Genomic DNA, 25,986 nt, shown 5'->3' with positions numbered 1-25,986 from the left:
CCTTTTTGCCGGTCAGATCGACCTGACCTTCACATAACGTCCCGGCGCCGGCTCGATCGGCGCGTATTGCGCGTTGCCGCCTTGCTTGGGAGCCTTTACCCGTTTGCCCGCATGGCGCGCCAGCCATGCCGTCCAGTCCGGCCACCAACTGCCGGGGTGGTCCTGCGCCAGTTCCATCCAGGCGGTCGGGTCGCCAGGCAGGCGCGCCGGAGGATCGTCGTCCGGACCGCCTATGGTCCAATAACTGCGCCGCTTCTTCGCCGGCGGGTTGATGACCCCCGCGATATGGCCCGACGCGCCCAGCACGAAACGCCGGGGACCGCGCAAAAGCTGCGTGGACGCATAGGCCGACGTCCACGGCACGATATGGTCGTCGCGCGAGCCGAACACGTAGGCCGGCATGTCCAGCCGCGTCAGGTCCAGCGGCACGCCGCCCACCTGGCAGCGTCCCGGCACCTTCAGATTGTTTTCCAGGTACGTATTGCGGAAATACCAGGCGAAAAACGGCCCGGGAAGATTGGTGCTGTCCGCATTCCAGAACAACAGATCGAAGGCCGGCGGCGTGCGCCCTTTCAGATAATTCTCAACGACATAGTTCCACACCAGCTCGTTGGGACGCAGGAAGGAAAAGGTCGTGGCCAGCTCCCGCCCGGACATCAGGCCGCCGGCGCCCAATTGCCGTTCGCGCAGCAGCGCATGCGTTTCGTCGACAAAGACCTGCAGCACCCCTGTATCGCGGAAGTCCAGCAAGGCCGTCAGCAAGGTCAGCGCCGCCACCGGTTTTTCGCCGCGTGCATCGGCCAGGGCAAGGGCCGATGCGAGCAGCGTACCGCCCACGCAGAACCCCAGCGCGTTGACCTGCGGTTGTCCGGTGATCTCGCCCGCGACGCGCAAGGCCGGCAGTATCGCGTCGTCAAGGTAATCCGGCCAACCGGCGCGGTCCACGCCGTCGTCGTCGGCAGGCACCGGGTTGCGCCAGGACATCATGAACACCGTATGGCCGGCATCCACCGCGTGACGCACGAAGGAGTTGGCCGGCTGCAAGTCCAGGATATAGAACTTGTTGATGTTCGGCGGCACGATGACCAGGGGACGTGCATGGACCGTCGGCGTCGTTGGCGTGTACTGGATCAACTGGAATAGCGGATTCTCGAAAACCACCTGTCCCGGCGTGACCGCCACGTTCACGCCGATCTCGAACTGGCTTTCGTCGGTCTGTGTGATACGCCCCTTGCGCAGATCGTTCATCAGGTTGGCCAGTCCGTCGGCCAGGGTCTTGCCGGCCGAGTCCGCGATGGCCGCCTGGGCCTCCGGGTTCAGCGCCAGGAAGTTCGATGGCGCGAGCGCGTCAACCCACTGCGTAATGGAAAAGCGCAGGCGCGACCGCAGTGCATCGCTGACGTCCGCCGCATCGACCATGCGCAACATGGCGCGCGCCGAAAGCAGATAGGCATGCGCCAGCACCAGGTGCGGCGTGCTGCGGCCCCAGGCTTCGCCGGCGAAGCGCTTGTCCGCCGGCGGTCCCAGGCGTCCCTCGCGCGCATCCTCGGCCAACTGCAGCCAGTCGCGCGAGAATTCGGCCTGGATCTGTGCCAGCACATCCGGCGCGACACCCACCGGAACGGGCCATGCTGCGGATGGATGGGCAGTCACCTCGACACCTTGTTATGGCTTCTTTGGAAAAGATGGTGCATTGCGGGCATGACGGTGTCAATGCGGGTAATCAGGGGGCGCGGGCCGCGCGGCGCACCGCCGCGTGCAGGCCATCATGCGGCGTGCAACCATGCCAGCAGCGCCATGCGTCCGGTTTGTCCATCGCGACGGTACGAGAAGAATCGCCCCGGGTCCGATACGGTGCACAGGCCGCTCCGGTGGACGACAGCCACGCCGGCGCGCCGCAGGCGCAAAGCCGCGAGGCCCGGCAAGTCGGCCAGCCACTTGCCCGCTTGCCCCGGGCGTGCATGAAACAGCGCTTGCGCCTGCGGTCCGTCGCCAGCGAAGGCATCCAGGACGTCCTGGCCCACCTCGAACATCGCGGGGCCGATCCCGGGGCCGATCCAGGCGTGCCAGGCGGCGCCGTCCGCGCATTTGCGGCGCAGCGCCGCCACGGTATTTTCCAGCACCCCTGCCGCCAGGCCGCGCCATCCGGCATGCGCGGCCCCCAACGCGCGGCCGTCTGCGTCGACGATGAGCACCGGCAGGCAATCGGCGGCCATGATGGCCAGGGGCCGCCCTGGCGTCATCGTTACCGCGGCGTCGGCGGCCGGTTCGTCTTCCAGGGGCCCGTCGGCATCCACGACGCGGTCGCCGTGCACCTGCCGCAACCATAGCGGCGGGCGGGGCAGCGCCGCCTGCAGGCGACGGCGGTTCTCGGCGACCGCGTCCGGCTGGTCTCCGGCGCGCAGGCCGAGGTTCAGGGTATCGTGCGGCGCGACGCCGACACCGCCGGCCCGCGTGGTGCAGAAGTAGCGCACGCCGGGCCATCGCGGCCCGGTCACGACCGGCAAGGAGCCGTCGGGGGTATCCAAAGACACGAACATCGCAACATCCTGGGTCAACACATCACTCCCATGCGATCGCCTGGCCGACCGCCACCATGTCGTCAGGCGGGGGCGCCTCGAAGGCCAGCGGACCGCTGCCCCCCGGGTCGTCGAAACGCAGCGCCCGCGCGTGCAGCATCTGGCGCGTGGCGCCGGCCAGTGGCTTGCCGCCGTAGAGCGTATCACCGAGCAGGGGATGGCCCAGGCTCGCAAGGTGGACGCGAATCTGGTGGGTCCGCCCCGTCTCCAGGCGGCACATGACGCGCGACACCCGTGCGCCGTCCGCCAGGCCGGCGGCTTCAGGGGTGTAGTGGGTCACGGCGTGCTTGGGTGCGACCGGGCGCTCCACGCTCATGCGCACCGGCACGCGCGCGTCACGCCCCACGGGGCGGTCCACGGTGCCCGGAGCCGCTACCCGGCCGTGCACCAGCGCGACGTATTCCCGCCCCATGGTCCGGGCCTGGAGTTGCCGCACCAGATGCGTCTGCGCTTCTTCCGTACGGGCCACCACCATCAGGCCGGACGTGTCCTTGTCCAGCCGGTGCACGATGCCGGCGCGGGCGACGCCGCGCAGCTCGGGATAGCGGAACAACAGGCCATTGAGCAGCGTGCCTTGCCAATTGCCCGCGCCGGGATGCGTCACCAGGCCTGCGGGCTTGTCGACGACGATCCACTGCGGATTGTCGTCGACCACGCCGAAATCGATCGGCTCGGGGGCAAACGCCAGGGCATCCGGGGCGGGCTGCTCCCATACCGTGATCAGGTCCCCGGGGCCGACGGGCTGCCGCACCTTGGCTGCCGCCCCGTTCACCTGCACGTAACCGGCTTCGATCCAGCCCTGCAGGCGGCTGCGCGAATGGCTGGCCAGCAAGCCGGAAAGCACCTTATCCAACCGATCGGCCCGGACGGTTTCCGGCACGCGCAGGACCTGCGGTTCGTCATCGGAAGGAAGATCCGCGCTCGCGGCTATATCGGACATGGAGACAAATCATATAATCGACGCAGCCATGCTAACACCAAGGAAATTTCCCTCGTGACTCACCGCGTCCCCGTCCCTTCGTTTTTCGCGTCCCCTTTCGGGTCGGTCGCACGCCTGTGCCTTGCGCTGGCCCTGACATTGGCGGTCGCCGCCTGCGGCACCAGCGGCGCCAAGTACGACAAGACCGCGGGCTGGAGCGCCGAACAGCTCTACGCCGATGCCAAGATGGAGATGGACGCCGGCAACTGGAAAGATGCCCGCGACCGCCTGACCGCGGTCGAAAGCCGCTACCCCTTCGGCATCTACGCCCAGCAGGCCCTGATGAACCTGGCCTATGTGAACTGGAAGGACGGCGAGAACGAGCAGGCGCTTGCCGCCATCGACCGTTTCCAGCAGCTGTACCCCAACCATCCCGGCACGGACTACATGCTGTACCTCAAGGGGCTGATCAACTTCACCCCGGCCAGCGCGTTCATGACCAACCTCACCGGCCAGGATCCCAGCGAGCGCGATCCCAAAGGGCTGCGTGCCTCCTATGACGCCTTCAACGAACTCATCAAGCGTTTTCCGGACAGCAAGTACACCGCGGACGCCAAGCTGCGCGTGGCCTGGCTGGTGAATGCGATCGCCATGAACGAAGTCCACGTCGCACGCTACTACTACGAGCGCGGCGCCTACGTGGCCGCGGCCAACCGCGCCCAGACCGTCATCACGGATTTCCAGAGCGCCGAGGCCTCCGAAGAAGCCCTGTACATCCTGTACAAATCCTACGAGAAGCTGAACATGCCGCAGCTAGAGAAGGATGCCAAGCGGGTGCTGGACACCAACTTCCCGCAGAGCAAGTATCCGTCGCAGGGCTTCGCGCAGGACAAGAACTGGTGGGATCCCTGGGGCTGGCTGTAGGCCGTGACGCCGGGCTGGACGCCTCCTGAGGGAGGTCGCTTCCTGCTGACGCCTCCTGCGGGAGGCGTTTCTCTTTTGAAGCCCTGCCCGCCGCGCCTGCCTTGCGCGATCAGACAGGCGTGGGCAGGGACTGGGCCGCTTCGTCGGTCTTGCGTGCCAGGAAGGCCACGGCCTCGTCCAGCTCGCGGGTCCTCGCAAAGGGCGGCAGGCCACGCCAAAGGCGCTTGCCGTAGCCTTTTTCCACCAGGCGCACATCGCCCACCATCAGTACCCCCCAGTCCGCCATCGTGCGGATGAGCCGTCCCGCGCCCTGTTTCAGGGCGATGGCAGCTTCGGGCAACTGGTATTCCGCGAAAGGATTGCCTCCGCGCGCCCGGCACTCCCGCAGGCGGGCCTCGATGACCGGGTCGTCGGGGGGCGCGAAAGGCAATTTGTCGATGGCCACCAAGGTCAAGGCATTGCCGGGCAGGTCGATGCCTTCCCAGAAGCTGGCGCTGCCGACCAGCACCGGATGCGTCAAGGTGCGGAAGCGTTCCAGCAGATCGCGCCGCGTGCCCTCGCCCTGCCGCAGCAGCGGCCAGTCGACGCCGGCGTCATCGAAGGCATCGGCCAGCAATTCCGCGAAGCGGTCCACCGCCCGCAGCGTCGTGCACAGCACCAGCGCGCCGCCTGGACTGGCGTGCAGCAGCGCCATCAAGGTATCGACGAAGCGCTGCGCGAATTGCGGCGCCTGCGGCTCCGGCAGGCCCTTGGGCACGAACAGCAGCCCCTGGCTGCCGTAATCGAACGGAGACTCCCAATGGCCCGTTTCGGCTTCGGCCAGGCCCAGCTGCCGCGTGAAATGACCGAAATCGCCATGCACCGACAGCGTGGCCGAGGTCAGCACCCAGGCTTGCCCCGGCTTGCGGTATTTCGAGAACGCCTGGGCCACCGACAAGGGTGCGGAATGCAGCCGGACGTGATGCACGCCATGCTCGATCCAGCGCACGGCAGGACCCGTGGCCTGCAGCAAGGGCGGCGGAGCGGCGGGCCGGTCCTGTCCTTCGGCAGCGCCCGCGACCCACGCCGCGATGACTGTTTCGTCCGATTGCGCCTCCGAGGCGGTGGACGTCACGCTGCCCGAGGTCTCCGGCGCGGCCACCCAACGCTTGAGCCGCAGCAGGATATCGGCGCCCTGTCGCGCTGTGGCCGCCAGGTCGGGATGTTTTTCCGCAACCTGCGTCAGGCAGCGGGTCACCATCTGCACCGCCTCGTTCAGCGCCGCCAGCGCGGCATGCACCGTATCGCTGTCCGGAATGGCTTCGAAGGTCGCCTTGCGGCCCGGCATCTTCTCGATGGCCGCACACGCCAGCCGCAGCTCGCGCGCGGCATGCTCGAGCTTGCGGGCCGTTTCGCCCCAGTTGGTTGCCTCGCGCGCGTAGGCGAGTCCCGCTGCCTCTGCCGCCCGACCGAAATCCAGCAACTGGTGCGTCGACAGGCTGGTGCCCAGGAACCGGGTCGCCGTGTCCGGCAACTGGTGCGCTTCGTCGAAGATCACCGTGTCGGCTTCCGGAAGCAGGTCCGTCACCCCCTCTTCGCGTAGCACCAGGTCAGCCATGAAAAGCGCGTGGTTGACCACCACCACATCCGCTTCCTGCGCCTGCCGGCGCGCCTTCACCACGAAACAGTCGCGTATGCGCGGGCACTCCTGCCCCAGGCAGTTCTCGCGCGTGGAGGTGGCGCGTTGCCAGATATCCGCGTCCTCCGGAACCTGGGCGAGATCGGCGCGGTCGCCCGTCTTGCTGTGCAGGGCGAATTTCTGGATATGTCGCAACTGGCTGATTTCCGCACGCGACTTCAGCGCACGGTCGTCCCCCGACAGGCGATCGAGGTGATAGTGGCAAAGATAGTTGCCGCGCCCCTTGAGCAGCGCCACGGACACCGGCACCGCCAGCGCCGCGCGCACGCGCGGCAGATCCCGGTTGAACAGCTGGTCCTGCAGCGTGCGGGTGCCCGTGGAGATCAGGACCTTGCCACCGCCCAGGAACGCGGGGACCAGATAGGCCCAGGTCTTGCCGATCCCGGTGCCCGCCTCCGCCACCAGCGTCGAGCGGGTGGCGATGGTCTTTTCAATGGCCTGCGCCAGCTCTACCTGGGCCTGGCGCAGGCGATAGCCGGGCGACGCTTTTGCAAGCGGACCGTCTTCGGCGAAATACTCGGCGAGCTCCAGGTGCAACATGGGAAACGGGGTAGCGGGACAGCCTTGAATCATACCGGTTGCAGCGGCCCCGGCCGGTAAACAGGGACAACTTCGTCCGGGTGCCGTTTTTTCGCATCCGCCCCTTGTGGCAAAATCCGGCGCTTGTTTTTCTTTTTCTTCGTCGCCCTATCGAGATGCCAGAGACTTCCGCAACCACGTCCACCGCCGCACCGGCCGTCGATCACGCCCGTATCGTCGCCCAACTTGCCACCGAACTCGGCGCGCGGCCATCCCAGATCGCATCCGCGGTCGAACTGCTGGACGACGGAGCCACCGTACCCTTCATCGCGCGCTATCGCAAGGAGGCCACCGGCGGGCTGGACGATACCGTCCTGCGCAACCTGGAAGTGCGGCTGGGCTATTTGCGCGAACTGGAGGAACGGCGCTGCGCCATCCTCGATTCCATTGCGCAACAGGGCAAGCTGACGCCCGAGCTGCAGAAGGAAATCGCCGCGGCCGACACCAAGCAGCGCCTGGAAGACCTCTATACGCCGTACAAGCCCAAGCGCCGCACGCGCGCGCAGATCGCCCGCGAGGCCGGCCTGGAGCCGCTGGCCGACGCGATCCTGGCCGAAACCGGCTGCGACCCGGCCGTGCTCGCCGGGCAATACCTGAACGCCGAAGCGTCCATCAACGACACCAAGGCTGCGCTGGACGGCGCGCGCGACATCCTCGCCGAGCGTTACGCCGAGAACGCCGACGTGCTGGCCGACATGCGCGAATACCTCTGGTCCACCGGGCTGCTCTATTCCAAGGTGGCCGAAGGCAAGGAAACGGAAGGCGCGAACTTCCGCGACTGGTTCGATTTCAACGAACCTCTGCGTACCCTGCCTTCGCACCGCGTCCTGGCACTCTTGCGCGGCCGCCAGCAAGGAGTGCTGGAGCTGCGCCTGGGCCTCGAAGCCGAACTCGAAGCGCAAACGCCCCATCCCTGCGTGGCGCGCATCGCCAACCTGCTGAAGCTGGGCCCGGGGCTGTTCGATATCGATGCGGGCCCGCGCGCGCGCTGGTTGGCCGAGGTCTGCCGCTGGACCTGGCGCGTCAAGTTGCTGTCCGCGTTCGAAAGCGAACTGGTCGCCCGCCTGCGCGAAAGCGCCGAAATGGAAGCCATCCGCGTGTTCTCGGCCAACCTCAAGGACCTGCTGCTCGCGGCGCCGGCGGGACCGCGCGCGGTGCTGGGCCTGGACCCGGGCATCCGTACCGGCGTCAAGGTAGCCGCCATCGACCAGACCGGCAAAGTGGTGCAGACCGCCACCGTGTATCCCTTCGAACCACGGCGCGACCGCGAAGGCGCCATCGCGGCGCTGGCCGCGATCGCCGCGAAGCACAAGATCGAACTGGTGGCGATCGGCAACGGCACGGCATCGCGCGAAACGGAGAAACTGGTCGGCGAACTGATGACGCGTTATCCCGACCTGGGGCTGACGCGGGTCGTCGTATCGGAAGCGGGGGCGTCGGTCTATTCCGCTTCCGAACTGGCGGCTCTGGAATTCCCGGAGCTGGATGTCAGCCTGCGCGGCGCGGTTTCCATCGCGCGACGCCTGCAGGACCCGCTGGCTGAACTGGTCAAGATCGAACCCAAGGCCATCGGCGTCGGCCAATACCAGCACGACGTCAACCAGCGCGAACTGGCGCGCTCGCTCGATGCCGTCATCGAGGATTGCGTGAACGCCGTCGGCGTCGACGTCAACACCGCGTCCGCCCCGCTGCTGGCGCGGGTGTCCGGACTCAACACCTTGCTGGCCAAGAATATCGTGGCCTGGCGCGACGAGAACGGTGCCTTCGCTTCGCGCGAAGCCCTGCGCAAGGTATCCCGCTTCGGCGACAAGGCCTTCGAGCAGGCGGCCGGCTTCCTGCGCATCCGCAATGGCGACAATCCGCTGGACGCGTCGTCGGTCCACCCGGAAGCCTATCCGGTCGTGGAACGCATCCTGGCCCGGATCCAGGCCGATGTCCGTCAGGTCATGGGGCAGCGCGAAGCCCTGAAAGGCGTCTCGCCGGCCGAATTCACCGACGATCGCTTCGGCCTGCCGACCGTGCGCGACATATTTTCCGAACTCGAGAAGCCCGGCCGCGATCCGCGCCCGGAATTCAAGACGGCGCAGTTCAAGGAAGGCGTGGAAACGCTGAACGATCTGCACGAGGGCATGATCCTGGAAGGCGTGGTGACGAACGTCGCGAACTTCGGCGCCTTCGTCGACATCGGCGTGCACCAGGATGGCCTGGTGCATATCTCGGCGTTGTCGGAGAAATTCGTCAAGGACCCGCGCGACGTCGTCCGCGTGGGCCAGACGGTGCAAGTCAAAGTGCTGGAGGTCGATGTGGCGCGCAAGCGTGTCGCCCTGACCATGCGCCTGAACGACACCGCCACGCCCGCACGGCGCGCCGGTGGCGGCCCGGACGCGCGTGGCGGCAACGCGCCGCGCGGCGGCGATCGCGGCCGGCGGCCCGGCCAGGACAACCGCAGCCCTGCCCCCGGTGGCGCGATGGCCGACGCCATGGCGCAGGTCCTCGCCAAGCTCAAGCGCTGACACAGCGGCACCGCCGCGCGCGCCCGTCGCGGGCTGGCCCTTACGCCGGCGCGCCCGCCGCGGGCGGCGGCTCCAGCAAGGCGCGGCTCAGCGGAGCCAGTACGCTGTACTGGATCTCGCGCTGGATGACCGGCCCCAGGTCTTTACGGGCATCCTCCAGCACCCGGACGGCCGTCGCATCCAGGGCGAGCTTGGCCAACTCCTCCTGCATGCGTCGTTCGAACTCCGAGTCCAGCAGTTGATGCATCTTCTCGTGGGCCGCTGCATATCGCTCGGGGTCCTTGCGTTTGAGCAATGTCTGCCAAGGCTCGTAGTCCAGGACCAGGAATTGGTCGAATTCCTCGCGTTCCCGGGCCAGTACGGTTTGACGTGCCTGCACCACATCGTGGGGCTTGACGCCCGATATCTCGTAGAAGCGCATGGCGGGCGCCACCGTGGTCAGTCCCAACTCATTGCGCAGACGCACCACGTAAGCCAGGTACACCTCGACCTGGTCCGCATAGGCCAGCGTGGCCTCCTTTTGCCGCGCGATCTCGGTCAGCACATTCAGGCGGAACATTTGCCGGGCCAGATCCAAGGCCTCATCGATGCGGTCGTCGTACAGCCCTTGCCGGATATCGTCATTGCGGCACAGCGTCTGCAGCGCGTTCCACGTCAAAACGACGCGGTCCTCGCAAGACTCCGTCGCGCCCCGGCATATGGTCAGCGTATCGGCGAGCAGGGCCTTGCGCTCCGGCTTGGACAATTCCACCAGCCAATCCGCCACCTGGGTGCGGAAGGCCATGTCCTTGTAGCTCAGCGTATGGGCCAGGCGGCCCAGGAAAGCAGTCAACGCCGCGCCTTTGCCCGATCCGGCGAGTTCGTGTTCGATGGCGTCCCAGCGTCCCATCTCCGCTTCCGGCCGTCCACGCAGCCAATAGCGCGCCGCATGGGCCAGGCCGGAGGATCCGGGTTCGGGATCGGCATCCGACCCTGCGATATAGATGTAGGGTCCGATGCCGGGCTGCGTTGCGGGCGCGATGTTCTCGGCCGGAATGGGATTGCCGTTGAGATGGATTACGCACATGCGCAGCGTCATGATGTTGCGCGGCAGCGTGGTGATGAGGTTCCTCTGCGCGTCCAGTAACGTGAGACCCCGGGGAAGGTCATCGGGCAGGCGGCGCAGACGATTGCGGGGCGCCTCGAGGGTCTCCAGGCGGCGCGGCAGACGGGCAGGAAGTTCCTCCAGCATATTCAGGCCGACCAGCAGCTCTTGCAGGCTTTCCGGCAGCACGGGCAAGGACGCGAGCTGGTTCGCGGACACGTCCAGTTCCACCAGCCCGGCCGGCAGGGTGCCGGGCAATCGGGAGAGGCGATTCTGCGCGAGGCGCAGGAACTGCAGGCTCGCAGGCAGCCGTACGGGTATGTGGGTCAGTTCGTTGTTGGATGCGTCGATCTCCCGCAGCTTTGGAGGAAGATTCTCAGGCAACACCCGCACATTGTTCCGGTAGATCAACAAGTGCTCCAAGGCGCGGGGAAGCGCGGGCAAGGCGGTCAAGCCGTTACGCCCGATCTCCAGCCTCTGCAGACCCGACGGAAACACCAGCGCCGCGCGGCCCAGGGAATTGTTCGCGACATTCAGCTCTATCAGCCCTTTCGGCAGATTCGCCGGGAGCGCCGTCATTTCCGTACCCTCGGCATGAAGGACCTTCAAGCCGGGCGGAAGATTGCGCCAGTCGGTAATCGGGTTATGCGAGAGCGCCAGCGACGTGATGTCGGCCGGCAGCGGCGGAACGCTGTCCAGGCCCCGCCGCGACAGATTGATCCGACTATGCCAACTGCCCGCTTCGTTCCATAGCAGACTCTTGAGCGTCCATTTGTCCAAGCCGCCATAGCAACGCATTTCCCGTAACTGCGTCCGCAGATAACTCACCGCCAGATCACGCAGGGTCACGACTGGCGTGTATCGCGCCGCCTGGCCTTGCGCCTGCGTTCCGGCGTCCGGTTGGCGGGAGGTCCAGGCGGACCACGCCTGCTCCAGGCTGGCATCGAGGGCCGGCTCGCCCGCGGCGAGCAGGGTCTCGAAGGGCTCTTCATTCTGCAGCAGCCCCGTCATATTGTTGTAGACCGCCGCCAGCTCCGTGGCTGCGTCGTCCGTCGTGCCGAAGCGCAGCGCCTCAAGGTCCAGATGCCATGTCGTGCCGCGCACAGGCCGGCCCAGCGACGGCCTGGCCTGCGCCGCATTGCTCGCATCCCGCAGCTCTATCTGTGGAACTTGGCCAAGCAGTTCATGGTGGGCAGCCAAGGCGCGCAGGATCGCGCCGCCGCGCCGATGGGTGGCCAGGCGGTCCAGCAAGGCCTGCAATATCTCGACCTTGCCGGGGGCGGCGTTGCGTATCGCGCCCACCAGCGCATTGCGGAACCGCGCCATTTGCGCGACGCTGGGCGTCACGCCCCCTTCCCCGGCGGCTGCCCCGGCCGGCTTCGTGCGATTGAACAGCGAAAACCGCGATTGACCCGAGAGGGCAGGCGCTTCGGCCTGTAGCCACAACTTCTTGTCCGCGTCGTAGCGCAGCCGCTGCGGGATAAGGTCCGGTTGGGATCCTTCCTGCGCAACGACCCGCCAGATCGGCCTGCCCGTGGTCGATGCCGCACGGTCCTTTTCCAGTTGGATGTACTCGCCACCTAGATGGACATAATGCGCGGCGTCCAGCGCGATAGTCCCATCCGGGCCAGGCCGCCGCCCCGCCATCGCCTGCAGGATATCCGGAGAACGGACGCGGAAGCGTTCCAGGGTCTCCACCGGCATGCTGCGATATAGCCAGCCCGCGCTGTCGGCGGCCAGCAGCGCGCCCAGCCTGTTCCCGGTAACCGTATCGACCCTGGTGAAGGTCGCCGCGCCGTTGCCGTAAGGAAGCAGGGCAAGCTCACCGCCTTCCAGGTTGCGCGCCTTTGTCATGCGGATAGGCCCGATGGCCGTCCCTGTCCGCGACGCCGCCGCACCGGCTCCAGGCACGCGCCACACACCGTCCGCGACGGTCGCGCGCGATGCGGTCGCGACGATACGGTCCAGCATATCGGCAAGTCCGGGCGACGTGGCGCGCACCGCCGTGGCGATCCGCTGGATATCGACGGGCCGCGCACGGCCCCAAGCTCGAGCAACCGTGCCGCCCAGGCTCGCCCGGATACCGTCGCGCAACGCCGGTACGCGGCCGGGCAATGCCCGCAGGCCGTTCAGCGCTTGCCTGGCTGCGATCCCGCCGAGCCTGCCGCCGAAGGCAGCCAGGGGCGCGCCTGCCCTGGCCACCGCGGTGCTGAAGCGGAATCCCGCCCCGACCAGGGGCAGCAAGGACAATACATCCAGGCCGCCCGCGAAGACCGCCATGCCGATATCCCCCCGCTGCAGGGCGACCACCATCGCGCGAAACGGGATGAGGTTCAACAGGGTATCGATCATTCCCTCGCGCGGGGTCAGACCGCGTGCCGCTTCACGCCCCGCCTCGATCTCGGCTTCAAGCGCGACCGGCAGCCAGTCCCGGAGGGCGCCGTACTGGCCGCTGCCCATCTCCTCCATGACGACACGGGACGTCCACGGTTCGCCGCCCGTCCTCAGTCGGGCGCGTGTTTCCGCATCTTCGAATACCGCATCGCGGTCGCGCTTCAGCACCTCCTCGATCGCCCCGTCCGTGGACAGGGCATGAACGGCGCCTGTCCGGCTCGAGACGAAGCAGCGGCGCTCCGTGTCCGCCGCACCGATGGTGACGACGAACCCATGCGCCGGCAGGTCCCTGTACGGCACGCGGGCCCGCATCACGCCGCCCACGGCGGCGCCTATCCGGTGCTTATAGAAGCGCATCCGCGCGCGAGAAATGGTCACCCTGGCGTTCGCCAGGTCTATCCCCGCATCGCCGGCATGCATGGACAGGCGTGCGGCAAGCCAGCGGGCGAGCGATGCGGACATCGCCTGCTTGTGCGCATCGAAGCGCCTGCCGAACTCCTGGTCGAGTGAATCCGGCAGTTGCGCCAGTATTCCAGCGATATGCGCCTCGGATGGCGTACCGCCGTCCAGCAGCTTCATTTTGCGCAGATCGTCCGCCGTCAGACGATCCCGATTGAAATAGTGCTCGCCGGCTTTCCAGTCGAGCACCAGCGCGGGCGTGAACATGGCCACGCCGGGATAGGCGTACTTTCCATCGCTTCCGGCGAGCTTCGCATCGGGATCGATGCCATGCTGGCGCAGTATTTCGTGGGCGAGTTCGCTACGGACGGGCAGCGGCGGCGCGGCCGCAAGCTCGCCGAGGGCCTCGTACAACTCGATCTCGGCCTCGAACACCGATCGCGCGAAGGCGGCCGCCTCCTCGGCGATCTTGCCCTCGTCGCCCGCGGCCCACGCCGCTTCGTCCAGCTTGCCCTCCAGCCTCGCCATGCTGACCAGCACACCATATGGATCGCCCGACAGGGCGTGGTCGATGATGGTCTGCCGGCCCAGGGCCATCACGGCATCGGCGTCGTGTCCCTCCAGGTCCAGGCCCAGCTCGAGCGCGGCCTGCTCCCCCACCCTGAATATCATTCGGCGCCGCATATCGCGCGCGATGTCCTCCGGCATGGCCTTGGGGCGTGGGAGCGGGACGTCCTGTGCGGAGCGCGGCAACAGCACCAGCAGTTGCAGGGCCTCCGATAGCGTCAAGGCGCCGGACGCGGCGGCCAGGCTTTGCGGGGCGGACGCCGGTCGCACATCGGTGAACTGCCTAGCCGCGGAATTGACGATGTTCTCCGCGTCGGGGGCCGCCTCGCCGTCCGCCGGCCGGTCCCCCTGTTCGAGCATCGGCGTGAAGGCATGGCCGCCGGCGCTCGCGACTGTCGTACTCAATTTTGAACCTCGGTGTAGGAAAGCGGCGCAATGCGCCGTATGAAGGCACGTAAGTCCGTGTACGAAAAAAGTAGTTCCGCCTGCCGCGATACTGAATGGAAGCTGGCAAGCCGCCATGCTTCACGGGGACGGTGGCCCACGCCGGGGCAACGCCGAAGGGCGGGCTCACGGGCCGGATTACCGCTATTCAACAATGCATACGGAATATTGCGGGCGGCGGTGCTTCAGAGTAAGGTCAGCCGGGGCCTCCCGGACGAACGGCATCCCCATAGGCGCATGCGGCACGGAGGGCGCCGCGCCGGCGCATCGGCCACGCCGGCGCAACGACAGCAATAAAGGAAGAGACATGGCGACATATCATTTGAATGTGAACGGCAAGGACGTCAACGTGGAGGCGGACAGCGACGCGCCGCTGTTGTACGTCCTGCGCGACAACCTCGGTCTGCACGGCCCGAAGTTCGGCTGTGGACTGGGCCAGTGCGGCGCCTGTACGGTGCACATGGACGGCAAGGCGGTGCGCTCCTGCGTCGTGCCGGTCGCGTCCGTGGCGACGGCACGCATCGTCACGCTCGAAGGGCTGGGCACGATAGACCACCCCCATCCCGTGCAGGATGCCTTCATCAGGGAACAGGCGGTGCAGTGCGGCTATTGCATCAACGGGATGATCATGCAGGCAACCGCCTTCCTGGCAGAGACCCCGGAGCCCAGCGAAGACCAGATCCGCACGGCGCTCGACGCCAACCTGTGCCGCTGCGGCACCCACACCCGCATCGTCAAGGCGGTGCAGCGCGCCGCGTCCAACCTCGCGGCCAAAGGAGCCTGACCATGCAGCGTCGTGATTTCCTGAAGGCCGGTGGCCTGGTGGTTGCCTTTACACTGCCCGCGCTGTCGTCCGTCGCGCTGGGGCAAGCGGCGCAAGGCGTGCCGGGCGCCGCCGCGCCATCCGCGAAGGACATGCGCAGCGACGAAGTCGACGCATGGCTGGTGGTGGACGCGCGCGGCCGCGTCACGGTCTACAGTGGCAAGGTCGACCTCGGCACGGGCACGCGTACCGCGCTGGCACAACTGGTCGCCGAGGAACTGGACGTCGACTTCGGCGCCATCGACATGGTCATGGGGGACACGCAGCTGACCCTGGACCAAGGGCAGACCGCCGGCAGCCTCACGATTTCCAATGGCGGCGCCAAGCTGCGCCAGGCCGCCGCCTGTGCGCGCCAGGCTCTGCTGGCCGCGGCGGCGCGAGAATTGTCGGCCGACCCGGCGCGCCTGTCCGTGGCGCGGGGCGTGGTTTCGGCGGGACCCGGCGGCCCCACGGTGACCTACGCGGCCCTGGTCGCCAGGCAGCCGCTGGACCTGAAGCTGGACCCCAAGGTCAAGCTGAAGGATCCGCGGGATTACACCCTGATCGGCAAGTCCATTGCTCGGGTCGATATTCCCGGCAAGGTGACGGGACAGTTCACGTACATGCAGGACTTTACGCTTCCCGGCATGCTGCACGCGCGCGTGGTGCGTCCGCCGTCGATTGGCGCCACGCTGCAGGAGGTGGACGAAACCTCCGTGCGCGGCATAGACGGCTTCGTATCCGTCGTTCGCAAGGACAACTTCGTCGCGGTCGTGGGCAAAACGGAATGGTCGGCGATCAAGGCGGCCAGGACGCTGAAAACCCGCTGGCAGGAGCGTGACCAATTCCCCGATCAGGCAACGCTGTTCCAATACTGGCGTGGGTTGCCGCGCGGCAAGGACGACCCGGTCGTGCAGGCGGGCGATGCCGATGGCGCCCTGGCCGGGGCGGCCACGCGCATCCAGGCCACGTACGACTTCCCCGTGCATACGCACGGCTCCATCGGGCCTTCGTGCGCGGTGGCCGACTTCCGCGATGGCCATTGCACCATCTGGTCCCCTTCGCAGGCCACCCATTCCCTGCAAAGCGAAATCGCGGGGGTCCTCGGCGTGGAGAAATCCGTGGTGCGCCTGATTTATCTGGACGGCTCCGGCTGCTATGGCCGCAATGGCCACGAGGATTGTTCCGCGGATGCCGCGCTCGTCTCCCAGTTGGCCAAGGCGCCGGTGCGCGTCCAGTGGATGCGGGCGGACGAACACGGATGGGATCCCAAAAGTCCCCCGATGACGGTCGACATGCAGGCAGGGCTGGACGCTTCCGGCATGCCGGTGGCGTGGAAGACCGAATTCTTCATTGCCCAGACCCACGGCACGCTGGACGAATTTCCCCTGCTGGCGGCGGTGCTCTCGGGCGTCAAGCGCACGGGGTACTACACCGGCAACATCTCCAAGAATTCCGACGTGCTGTACGCTTTTCCGAACGTGAAGACGGAAGTCCGCCGGATGAAAGATACGGCTTTCCGCACCTCGCACCTGCGCACACCGGGCCGCATGCAGAACACCTTTGCCAACGAGTCGTTCTTCGACGAAGTCGCGGCAGCCGGACGCGCGGATCCCTTGCAACTGCGCATGAAGTACCTCAAGGACCCGCGCTCGCTCGCCGTGCTGGAAGACGTGGCGCGGCTCTCGGAGTGGCAGCAGCGGCCGTCACCGGCGGTGCAGTCCGGCGACGTACTGCGGGGCCGGGGCGTGGCCTTCGTCCGCTACGACAACGACCGCACCTACGTCGCGCTGGTTGCCCAGGTGGAGGTCGACAAGCGCAACGGGGGCATCCGGGTGACCGACGTCTGGTGCAGCCACGATTGCGGCCAGGTGGTGAACCCCGACGGGGCGCGCAACCAGATCGAAGGCGGCATCGTCCAGACCATCAGCCGGACCCTGATGGAGCAGGTTCATTTCGATCGCCAGAAGGTCACCAGCCTCGATTGGAGCAGCTATCCCATCCTGCGCTTTACGCAAGTGCCCAGGATCGTCGTGAACCTGATCGACCGGCCGGAGATGCCAGCGTGGGGCGCGGGGGAAATGGCACCGACGGTCGTACCGGCGGCGATCTCCAATGCGGTGTTCGACGCAATTGGCGTGCGCCTGCGCTCGGTACCCTTCCTGCCGGAAAAGGTACTGGCCAGCATCAAGGGCGCCACAAGCGGTGCACCCGCCCGGGCATAGAAACTGTCCGGTCATCGCGTATCCGCGCCACCGCGGTCTCGTAACCGTCGCCCACTTTGCGCTGGAGCACGGTACGCCAAACGGCGCGGCGGATCCGGAGACTGCCGTACTCATATCTGCAACCCGCTGTGAAATGGGAGCGCGGTGCGCGCGGCGGCGCGAAGCCGGCACCCGGGTGGGCAATATGGAAGGGACGTGAGTCGGCGCCGGAAGCCGAAGGTTCCAGCGCTATGCGCGGTGCGGGATACGGTGCGGAATTTCGGGCGGCGATCGGAGCCAGCGTTCGCCGCCGATGTCAGCCGGCGAACGTGTCCAGGGCGGCCCGTGTCCTGGCAAGCGCCGCTTCCTGCCGCGCCGCCTCGCCGCAATCCGGTCCATGCGCAACCGGCGTTTCATCCAGCAGCGCGACGTAGGCCATGCCCTGGGCCCGCAGCGACACGGGCTCGGACTGCAGGCGGCGCATCACCGCGCCGGCCTCCTTCGGGTCGGCATACGGCACGGAAATCAACAGCTCTTCCCCGTCAGCGGCCAGCAGCCGGAAGCGGAAGCTGCCCGCTTCGTCGCGGAAACTAACGAAGCGCGCCGCCCGCGACGCGGTTTTTTTCGCGCTTGCCCCCGCGGCCTTTGCCGTGCCCAGGCGGCGCAGCCCGACGGCCTCGCGCAGCCGCGCGATGAACGGCACGGCGATCTTGCGCGCCTTTTCAGCGCCGGCCAGCAGGATATCCTCGATACGCTCCGGCTTGGCCATCAACTCCATATACCGGGCACGCATGCCGGCCAGGTCCCGCTCCAGGAGCTCGCACAGCGCCTGCTTGGCATCGCCCCATCCCATGCCGCTTTCCAGTGCGGCACGGAAATCGCCAGCTTCCTTCGCGGAGGCGAACGCGCGGTAAAGCATGTACAGATGGGCGTTCTCGGCGTCCTTCGGTTCGCCGGGCTGCCGCGAATCCGTGACAATGCGCATGACCGCCGTCCGCAGGGCAGCCGCCCCACCTTCGAACAGCGGGATCGTGTTGTTGTAGCTCTTGGACATCTTGCGCCCGTCCAGGCCAGGCAAGGTCGCGACCTCTTCCGCGATCACCACCTCCGGCAATACGAAGTAGTCGCTGCCGTACAGGTGATTGAATCGCTGGGCGATGTCCCGCGCCATCTCCAGGTGCTGGATCTGGTCGCGTCCCACGGGCACCTTGTGCGCGTTGAACAGCAGGATATCCGCGGCCATCAGCACCGGGTAGGAAAACAGCCCCATGCTGATGCCGTCATCCGGATCCACACCCTTGGCCGTGTTCTGGTCCACGGACGCCTTGTATGCGTGCGCGCGGTTCATCAGTCCCTTGGGCGTCACGCAGGTAAGCAGCCAGCACAGCTCCGGAATCTCCGGGATATCGGACTGGCGGTAGAACGTCACGCGCTCGGGATCCAGTCCGGCCGCCAGCCACGTCGCGGCGAGTTCCAGCCGGGAGCGGGCGACCCGGGCCGAGTCGTCGGTCTTGATCAGCGCATGGTAGTCCGCCAGGAAGAAGAACGCGTCCACCCCCGGCTGTGCGCTGGCCTGGATGGCGGGACGGATGGCACCGGCGTAGTTGCCCAGATGGGGCGTGCCGGAGGTCGTGATGCCGGTAAGGACACGGGTGTTCATGGCGATAAGACGAAAAACGGAAGCGGGAAGTTTAACTTGCGCGCGCGACACCGGGTGGCCGATGTCCGGGAGTCGGCGCGGCGTCGCGCTGCGCGAGCGGCAACGGTCCCGGGTATCACGGACGCCGGGCGTTACAGGGCGACCGTATCGCGCCGCGAGGATTCCAGGTATTCCTTGGACTGCATCTCCAGGATACGCGACACCGTCCGGTGGAATTCATTGGCCAGAGCGCCCTCGGTGTACAGCATTTCAGGCGGGACCTGGGCCGACATGATCAACTTGACGCGATGGTCGTAGAACACATCCACGAGCCAGGTGAAGCGGCGGGCCTCGGAGGCGTTGCGCGGCGCCATCTGCGGCACCTCCGAGAGAATCACCGCCTGGAAGCGGCTGGCCAGCTCCAGGTAATCGTTCTGCGACCGCGGCCCGCCGCACAAGGTGGCGAAATCGAACCACACCACACTGCCTGCCAGCGCCTTCGCGTGCAGTTCGCGGTGTTCGATGCGCAGCACCGGGGTTTCCCTGGGCCGGTCTGCCAGGCGGTCGAAAGCGGCCTCCAGCGCGGCTTCGGCCTCCTGTCCCAAGGGGCAATGGTAGGCCTGCACCTGCTCCAGGCTGCGGCGCCGGTAGTCCACGCCTGCATCCACGTTCAGGACATCCATGCGCGCCTGGATCAGCTCGATGGCCGGCAGGATACGCTCGCGGTACAAGGCGTCCGGATACAGCGTGGAAGGTTCGTAATTGGACGTCATGACGAACGAGGTGCCGTATTCGAACAGCTTGAGCAGCAGCCGGTGCAGGATCATCGCATCGGCCACGTCGGATACGTGGAACTCGTCGAAGCAGATCAGGCGATAACGCTTCGCTACCCGCCGCGCGACTTCATCCAGCGGATCCTGCATGCCTTTGACTTCCTGCATCTCGCGGTGCACGCTGCGCATGAACTCATGGAAATGCACGCGCGTCTTGCGCCGCACCGGCACCGTCGCATAGAAGGCGTCCATCAGGAAGCTCTTGCCCCGCCCCACGCCACCCCACAGGTAAACGCCGCGCGGCACGTCCGGGCGGTTCAAAAGCTTCTTCAAGGCATTGGAGCGCATGGCCTTGAAGCCGACCCAGTCGTCGTAATAGCGTTGCAGGCGATCGACCGCACGCTCCTGCGCTTCATCCGAGCGATAGCCTCGCTCGGACAGGGCATGGTCGTAATATTCGCGGACATTCATGGGTCGTTCCCACGTCGAAACCAAAGAAAAGGGCGGATTGTCGCAATCCGCCCCGCAGATCCGGCGCCGTCATCATGGGCGCCTGCGCCCGGTCCATCCACCCGCGCCCCGGGCGTGCGCCACGGCGGATAGCCGGCGCGGACCTTAGAAGTTCAGGGTCCGCTTGTCCACCGCGAGCGCCGCTTCCTTGACCGCTTCCGACAAGGTCGGATGGGCATGGCAGATACGCGCGATATCCTCGGCCGCGCCGCGGAATTCCATGATGGTCACGGCTTCGGAGATCAGTTCCGATGCCATCGGCCCCACGATATGCACGCCCAGCACCTCGTCGGTCTTGGCGTCGGCGATGACCTTGGCGAAGCCGGTCGTATCGCCCAGCGCCCGGGCCCGGCCGTTGGCCAGGAAGGGGAAGCTGCCGGCCTTGTACTCGCGGCCTTCGGCCTTCAGTTGCTGCTCCGTCTTGCCGACCCAGGCGATTTCGGGCGACGTGTAGATGACCCAGGGTACCGTGTCGAAGTTGACATGGCCATGCTGGCCGGCGATGCGCTCGGCCACCGCCACGCCCTCTTCTTCGGCCTTGTGCGCGAGCATGGGCCCGCGCACCACGTCACCGATGGCCCACACATTGGCCAGGTTGGTCTTGCAGTCGCCGTCAACCGCGACGAAGCCCCGCTCGTCCAGCTTCAATCCCACCGCATCGGCCTTCAGGCCATCGGTATAGGGGACCCGGCCGATCGAAACGATCAGCTTGTCCACCGCCAGCGTCTGCTCCTGCCCCTTGGCATCGACATACGGCACCGTGACGGACTTGCCAGTGGCTTTCACTTCGCCGATCTTCACGCCCATCTGGATATCCAGGCCCTGCTTGCCGAAGGCCTTCAGCGCTTCCTTGGCGACCTGCTGGTCGGCGGCGGCCAGGAATTCCGGCATCGCCTCCAGGATGGTGACCTCCGCACCCAGGCGGCGCCACACGCTGCCCATTTCCAGGCCGATCACGCCGGCGCCGATGACGCCGAGCTTCTTCGGTACGGATTCGATGCGCAGCGCGCCGTCGTTCGACAGAACGCTCTTCTCGTCGAAAGGCAGGCCCGGCAGCGCCCGCGGCGCCGATCCGGTCGCCACGATGATGTGCTTGCCGACCAGTTCCTCCTGCGACGGACCTGTCACCTTGATGCCCCAGCCGCCTTCGACCTGGCCGGAGAATTCCCCCTTGCCATGGAAAAAGCTGACCTTGTTCTTCTTGAACAGGTACAGGATGCCGTCGTTGTTCTGCTTGACCACCGAGTTCTTGCGGCCCAGCATCTTGTCGACCTTGATGCTGGCACCCTTCACTTCGATGCCATGGTCCACGAAATGGTGGTTCAGTTGCTCGTAGTGCTCGGAGGATTGCAGCAGCGCCTTGGACGGAATGCAGCCGACATTGGTGCAAGTGCCGCCGGGGGCGGGGCCGCCCTGCGCGTTCTGCCAGGCGTCGATGCACGCCACGGACATGCCCAGCTGCGCGGCACGGATGGCCGCGATGTAGCCGCCGGGGCCTGCCCCGATGACGATGACGTCGAATTGTTTAGACATGAGTTTCTCGCGAGTGGGTGCGGTTCGGAAGGGATCGCCGCCGAACCGGCGGGATGTAGCGCAAGGCGGAAGACCTGGCCGGATGGCCGGGGAACGGCGTTGCGTCGCGGCGGCGCTCGATGCAGGCCGTCCGTACGTGCGTACGGACGGCCTGTCCGTGGCTTACAGTTCCAGCAGCAGGCGCTGCGGATCTTCCAGCGCTTCCTTCATGGCCACCAGGCCCAGCACGGCTTCGCGGCCGTCGATGATGCGGTGGTCATAGGACATGGCCAGGTAGTTGATCGGGCGGATCACGATCTGGCCGTTTTCGACCACCGGGCGCTCCTTGGTGGCATGGACGCCCAGGATGGCCGACTGCGGCGGGTTGATGATGGGCGTGGACAGCATCGAGCCGAAGACGCCGCCGTTCGAAATGGAGAACGTGCCGCCCGTCATTTCCTCGATGCTGAGCTTGCCTTCGCCGGCGCGCTTGCCGAAGTCCGCAATGGTCTTTTCGATCTCGGCGATGCTGAGCTGGTCGGCATTGCGCAGGATGGGCACCACCAGGCCGCGCGGGCTGCCCACGGCGATGCCGATGTCGAAGTAACCGTGATAGATGATGTCCTTGCCATCCACCGACGCGTTGATGACCGGGTACTTCTTCAGCGCGGCGACGGCGGCCTTCACGAAGAAGGACATGAAGCCCAGCTTGACGCCGTGCTCCTTCTCGAACTTTTCCTTGTACTTATTGCGCAGGTCGATGACGGCCTGCATGTTGACCTCGTTGAACGTGGTCAGGATGGCGTTTTCCTGCTGGGACTGCAGCAGGCGTTCCGCCACGCGGGCGCGCAGGCGGCTCATGGGCACACGCTGCTCGGGACGGCCGTCCAGCGACAATTGCGTGGGCGCGGGGGCGGACGCAGCCGCCGCCGCGGGCTTGGCGCCCGCTTCCAGCGCGTCGCCTTTGGTGATACGGCCACCGCGGCCGGAGCCGGCGAGGCCTTCAGGCGATACGCCCTTGTCAGCGAGGATCTTCGCGGCGGCGGGCGACGCAACAGGCGTGCTCGATGCCGCGGCCGGCGCGGCGGCGGGTGCGGCCGCAGCGGCGGTCTGAGCAGCCTTGGGCGGCTCCGCTGCCGCCGGGGAGGTCGGCGCGGCGGCGGCAGCCTTGCCGGCCGTGTCGATCCTGGCGATCACTTCGTCCGACGTCACGGTGCTGCCGTCGCCCTTGACGATCTCGGCCAACACGCCGGATGCCGGCGCGGGCACTTCCAGCACGACCTTGTCGGTCTCGACCTCGATCAGGATTTCGTCCGCTTCCACCGCGGCGCCAGGCTGCTTCTTCCACGTCAGCAGGGTAGCCTCGGACACGGATTCGGACAATTGGGGAACTTTAACGTCGGTAATGGCCATAGTTATTTTTTCCGTAGAGAGTGATATTCGTATGGTTCACGTACAGGCGGCCGCTGTGGGCGGCCGCCTGCCGGTTCGCGCTTACTTGGTCAGCATGAAGCCCTTGTATTTGGGCGCCAAGGACTGTTCGACCAGCGCCTTCTGCTGCTCCTGGTGCTTGGACAGGTAGCCGACCGCCGGCGAAGCCGATGCGGTACGCCCGGCATAAGCGAGTTTCTGGCCCTCGCTCATGTTTTCATACAGGTGATGTTGCACGTAGAACCACGGCCCCTGGTTCTGCGGTTCGTCCTGAACCCAGATGACTTCGGTGGCCTTCGAATATTTGCGCAGTTCCGTTTCGAACGCCTTGTGCGGGAACGGATACAACTGCTCGACCCGGACGATCGCGACGTTGTCCAGACCGCGCTCCTTGCGCCCGTGGACCAGGTCGTAATAGACCTTGCCCGAGCACGCGAGCACGCGCTTGACCGATGCCGGATCGATGCTTTCGTCCAGTTCGCCGATGACCGTACGGAAACCGCCGCTGGCCAGCTCCGTCAAGGGCGAACCGGCATCCTTGTTGCGCAGCAGGGACTTCGGCGTGAGGATGACCAGCGGCTTGCGGAAAGGCCGGATCATCTGGCGGCGCAGCAGATGGAAGATCTGCGATGCCGTCGTCGGCTGCACGACCTGCATGTTGTTGTCGGCGCACAGCTGCAGGAAGCGCTCGATGCGGGCCGACGAGTGTTCCGGGCCCTGTCCTTCGTAGCCGTGCGGCAGCATCATCGTCAGGCCGGACTGGCGGCCCCACTTCGCTTCGCCGGCGCTGATGAACTGGTCGATGACGACCTGCGCGCCGTTGACGAAGTCGCCGAACTGCGCTTCCCAGATAGTGAGCGTGTTGGGTTCGGCCGAGGAATAGCCGTACTCGAAGCCCAGCACGGCTTCTTCGGACAGCACCGAGTCGATCACAGTGAACGGCGCCTGGCCATCCGACACGTTCTGCAGCGGGATATAGGTACCGTCGTTCCAGCGTTCGCGGTTCTGGTCATGCAGCACGGCATGGCGGTGCGTGAACGTTCCCCGGCCGGAATCCTGGCCGGTGATGCGGATGGCGTAGCCCGACGACACCAGGGTGGCAAACGCCAGGTGTTCGCCCATGCCCCAGTCCAGATTGATTTCCCCGCGCGCCATGGCGCGACGGTCGTTCAGCAGGCGCGCCACCAGCGGATGCACCGTGAAGCCTTCCGGTACCGTGGTGATGCGCTCGCCGATGCGCTTGAGTTCGGCCAGGGGCACAGCCGTATCGGCCTGGTCGGTCCACTTGGCGCCCAGGAAGGACGACCAGTCGATCGCGTACTTGCTCTTGTAGTCGGTCAGCACCGGCTCGATGGTGCGCTGGCCGTCTTCCATGAGCTGGCGATAGTCCTTAACCAGTTGCTCGACTTCGGCATCGCTCATGATGCCCTGGGCCACCAGCTTGTCGCCGTACGCCTTGCGGGTCCCGGGATGATGCCCGATGCGCTTGTACATCAACGGCTGGGTCAGCGAAGGGGTGTCCTGCTCGTTGTGGCCCAGCTTGCGGAAGCAGACGATGTCCACGACGACATCGTGGTGGAACGTAGCGCGGTAGTCCAGCGCCAGCCGGGTCACGAACACGACCGCCTCGGGATCGTCGCCGTTCACGTGGAACACCGGCGCTTCGATCATCTTGACCACGTCGGTGCAATACAGCGTCGACCGCGTATCGCGCGGGTCCGACGTGGTGAAGCCGATCTGGTTGTTGATGACGATGTGCAGGGTGCCGCCCGTGCCGTAGCCGCGGGTCTGCGCCAGATTCAGCGTTTCCATCACGACGCCCTGGCCGGCGAATGCCGCGTCACCGTGCACCAGCACGGGCAGCACCTGCTTGCCTTCGTGGTCGCCGCGGCGTTCCTGGCGCGCACGCACGCTGCCTTCCACCACGGGATTGACGATTTCCAGGTGCGAGGGGTTGAAGGCCAGGGACAGATGCACCGGGCCGCCGCGCGTGGACAGGTCGCTGGAGAAGCCGTTGTGATACTTGACGTCGCCGTCGGTCAGTCCCTCGGCATGCTTGCCTTCGAACTCGGCGAACAGGTCGCCAGGCATCTTGCCCATGATGTTGACCAGCATGTTCAGGCGCCCGCGGTGGGCCATGCCGACGACGATTTCCTGCACGCCGTTCTCGCCGGCGTGATTCACGACCTCGTCCATGGCGGCGATGAAGCTTTCACCGCCTTCCAGCGAAAAGCGCTTCTGGCCCACGTATTTGGTGTGCAAGAAGCGCTCGAGTCCTTCAGCTTCGGTCAGTTGCTGCAGGATATGGCGTTTGTGCTCGGAACTGACCGGCGGCGCGCTGAGCGTGGATTCCAGCCGTTCCTCGATCCACCGCTTGACCGCCGGATCGCCGATATGCATGAACTCGGCGCCGATGGTGCGACAGTAGGTGTCGCGCAGCGCCTTCAGCATATCGCGCAGCGTCATCGTGCTGGCGGTCGTGAAGTAGGTGTTGGTCGCGGAATAGACCTGGTCCAGGTCGGCTTCCGACAAGCCGTAGAAAGCGGGGTCCAGTTCCGGGATGGCCGGACGTTCCTGGCGCTTGAGCGGGTCCAGGTCGGCGTAGCGCGAGCCCAGCGAACGGTAGGCGCCGATCAGCGACTGTACCGAGACCTGCTTGGATGCCACGGACAGGTCCGGCTCCTGGCCGCGGTGCACGAAGCCGTTGGTGCGCGCGCGCTGCGCGAACGACGCGACGATGGGTGCGTGTGCCTGGTCTCGGGTGGTTTCCTGGCCGTCGGTGGCGGGGAGATGCTGCAACTGGTCGAAATACGTGCGCCAGTTATCGCCTACCGAAGCGGGGTTGTCGAGATAGGCTTCGTAAAGCTCCTCGACGTAGGGAGCGTTGCTCCCGAAAAGATAGGACGTAGATTTAGATTCGATCTCTGTAGACATATAACGCTTCACCTTACCGGGTGCTTCACCCGTTGCGATGCAGGGAAAACCTTCCGCGACACGGCACAACCGATTGGCGGATAGCGGGGGGCAGAAGGCGA

14 protein-coding genes are annotated in these 25,986 nt (G+C 66.3%); 4 read left to right on the top strand and 10 right to left on the bottom strand.

The window, feature by feature from the left end:
• Positions 1–12: 12 nt before the first annotated feature.
• From phaC to BAU07_RS08050, 3 genes are all read right to left on the bottom strand, one after another.
• Positions 13–1,653: a class I poly(R)-hydroxyalkanoic acid synthase gene (gene phaC, locus BAU07_RS08060; protein ID WP_066655798.1), complete on the bottom strand. Its 1,641-nt coding sequence runs from the start codon at positions 1,651–1,653 to the stop codon at positions 13–15.
• Between the two features lie 113 nt (positions 1,654–1,766).
• A complete protein-coding gene (gene pgeF / locus BAU07_RS08055; protein ID WP_066655796.1) occupies positions 1,767–2,540 on the bottom strand; it encodes a peptidoglycan editing factor PgeF in 774 nt (257 codons plus the stop codon).
• 22 nt (positions 2,541–2,562) lie between these two features.
• Positions 2,563–3,519, bottom strand: coding sequence for an RluA family pseudouridine synthase (locus BAU07_RS08050; RefSeq protein WP_066655784.1), 957 nt, complete (start codon positions 3,517–3,519; stop codon positions 2,563–2,565).
• A gap of 114 nt (positions 3,520–3,633) precedes the next feature.
• Between BAU07_RS08050 and BAU07_RS08045 the strand changes: the two genes are divergently transcribed.
• Entirely contained in the window at positions 3,634–4,422 is a 789-nt protein-coding gene (locus BAU07_RS08045; RefSeq protein WP_066665057.1) for an outer membrane protein assembly factor BamD, read from the top strand.
• A gap of 109 nt (positions 4,423–4,531) precedes the next feature.
• Here the strand turns inward: BAU07_RS08045 and BAU07_RS08040 are convergent, their stop codons facing one another.
• Entirely contained in the window at positions 4,532–6,640 is a 2,109-nt protein-coding gene (locus BAU07_RS08040) for an ATP-dependent DNA helicase (RefSeq protein ID WP_066655773.1), read from the bottom strand.
• A 155-nt stretch (positions 6,641–6,795) separates the two neighbouring features.
• Here BAU07_RS08040 and tex point away from each other — a divergent pair, with 155 nt between their 5' ends.
• Entirely contained in the window at positions 6,796–9,192 is a 2,397-nt protein-coding gene (gene tex, locus BAU07_RS08035; protein WP_066655770.1) for an RNA-binding transcriptional accessory protein Tex, read from the top strand.
• Positions 9,193–9,232: 40 nt separating this feature from the next.
• Here tex and BAU07_RS08030 read toward each other — a convergent pair whose 3' ends face one another.
• Complete coding sequence (locus tag BAU07_RS08030; protein ID WP_157122112.1) at positions 9,233–14,041, bottom strand: NEL-type E3 ubiquitin ligase domain-containing protein; 4,809 nt, start codon at positions 14,039–14,041, stop codon at positions 9,233–9,235.
• Between the two features lie 346 nt (positions 14,042–14,387).
• Between BAU07_RS08030 and BAU07_RS08025 the strand changes: the two genes are divergently transcribed.
• Positions 14,388–14,864 carry a (2Fe-2S)-binding protein gene (locus BAU07_RS08025; RefSeq protein WP_066655765.1) on the top strand — a complete coding sequence of 159 codons (477 nt, stop codon included), beginning with the start codon at positions 14,388–14,390 and terminating at the stop codon, positions 14,862–14,864.
• A gap of 2 nt (positions 14,865–14,866) precedes the next feature.
• On the top strand, positions 14,867–17,107 hold the full coding sequence (locus BAU07_RS08020) for a xanthine dehydrogenase family protein molybdopterin-binding subunit (RefSeq protein ID WP_066655763.1): 2,241 nt from the start codon (positions 14,867–14,869) through the stop codon (positions 17,105–17,107).
• A 295-nt stretch (positions 17,108–17,402) separates the two neighbouring features.
• Here BAU07_RS08020 and BAU07_RS08015 read toward each other — a convergent pair whose 3' ends face one another.
• From BAU07_RS08015 to BAU07_RS07995, 5 genes are all read right to left on the bottom strand, one after another.
• Positions 17,403–18,746 carry a tryptophan--tRNA ligase gene (locus BAU07_RS08015; protein WP_066655758.1) on the bottom strand — a complete coding sequence of 448 codons (1,344 nt, stop codon included), beginning with the start codon at positions 18,744–18,746 and terminating at the stop codon, positions 17,403–17,405.
• 131 nt (positions 18,747–18,877) lie between these two features.
• Positions 18,878–19,969, bottom strand: a complete 1,092-nt coding sequence (zapE, locus tag BAU07_RS08010) for a cell division protein ZapE (RefSeq protein ID WP_066655755.1) — start codon at positions 19,967–19,969, stop codon at positions 18,878–18,880.
• 144 nt (positions 19,970–20,113) lie between these two features.
• The gene (gene lpdA, locus BAU07_RS08005) at positions 20,114–21,541 is read right to left on the bottom strand and encodes a dihydrolipoyl dehydrogenase (protein WP_066655753.1); all 1,428 of its coding nucleotides are present in this window, start codon (positions 21,539–21,541) and stop codon (positions 20,114–20,116) included.
• 162 nt (positions 21,542–21,703) lie between these two features.
• Complete coding sequence (gene odhB / locus BAU07_RS08000) at positions 21,704–22,933, bottom strand: 2-oxoglutarate dehydrogenase complex dihydrolipoyllysine-residue succinyltransferase (RefSeq protein ID WP_066655750.1); 1,230 nt, start codon at positions 22,931–22,933, stop codon at positions 21,704–21,706.
• A gap of 81 nt (positions 22,934–23,014) precedes the next feature.
• Complete coding sequence (locus tag BAU07_RS07995; protein ID WP_066655748.1) at positions 23,015–25,885, bottom strand: 2-oxoglutarate dehydrogenase E1 component; 2,871 nt, start codon at positions 25,883–25,885, stop codon at positions 23,015–23,017.
• Positions 25,886–25,986 lie beyond the last annotated feature (101 nt).

Origin of the sequence: Bordetella flabilis, assembly GCF_001676725.1 — a bacterium.
Lineage (GTDB): Bacteria > Pseudomonadota > Gammaproteobacteria > Burkholderiales > Burkholderiaceae_B > Bordetella_C > Bordetella_C flabilis.
This window is presented reverse-complemented; position numbering and strand designations above follow the sequence as displayed.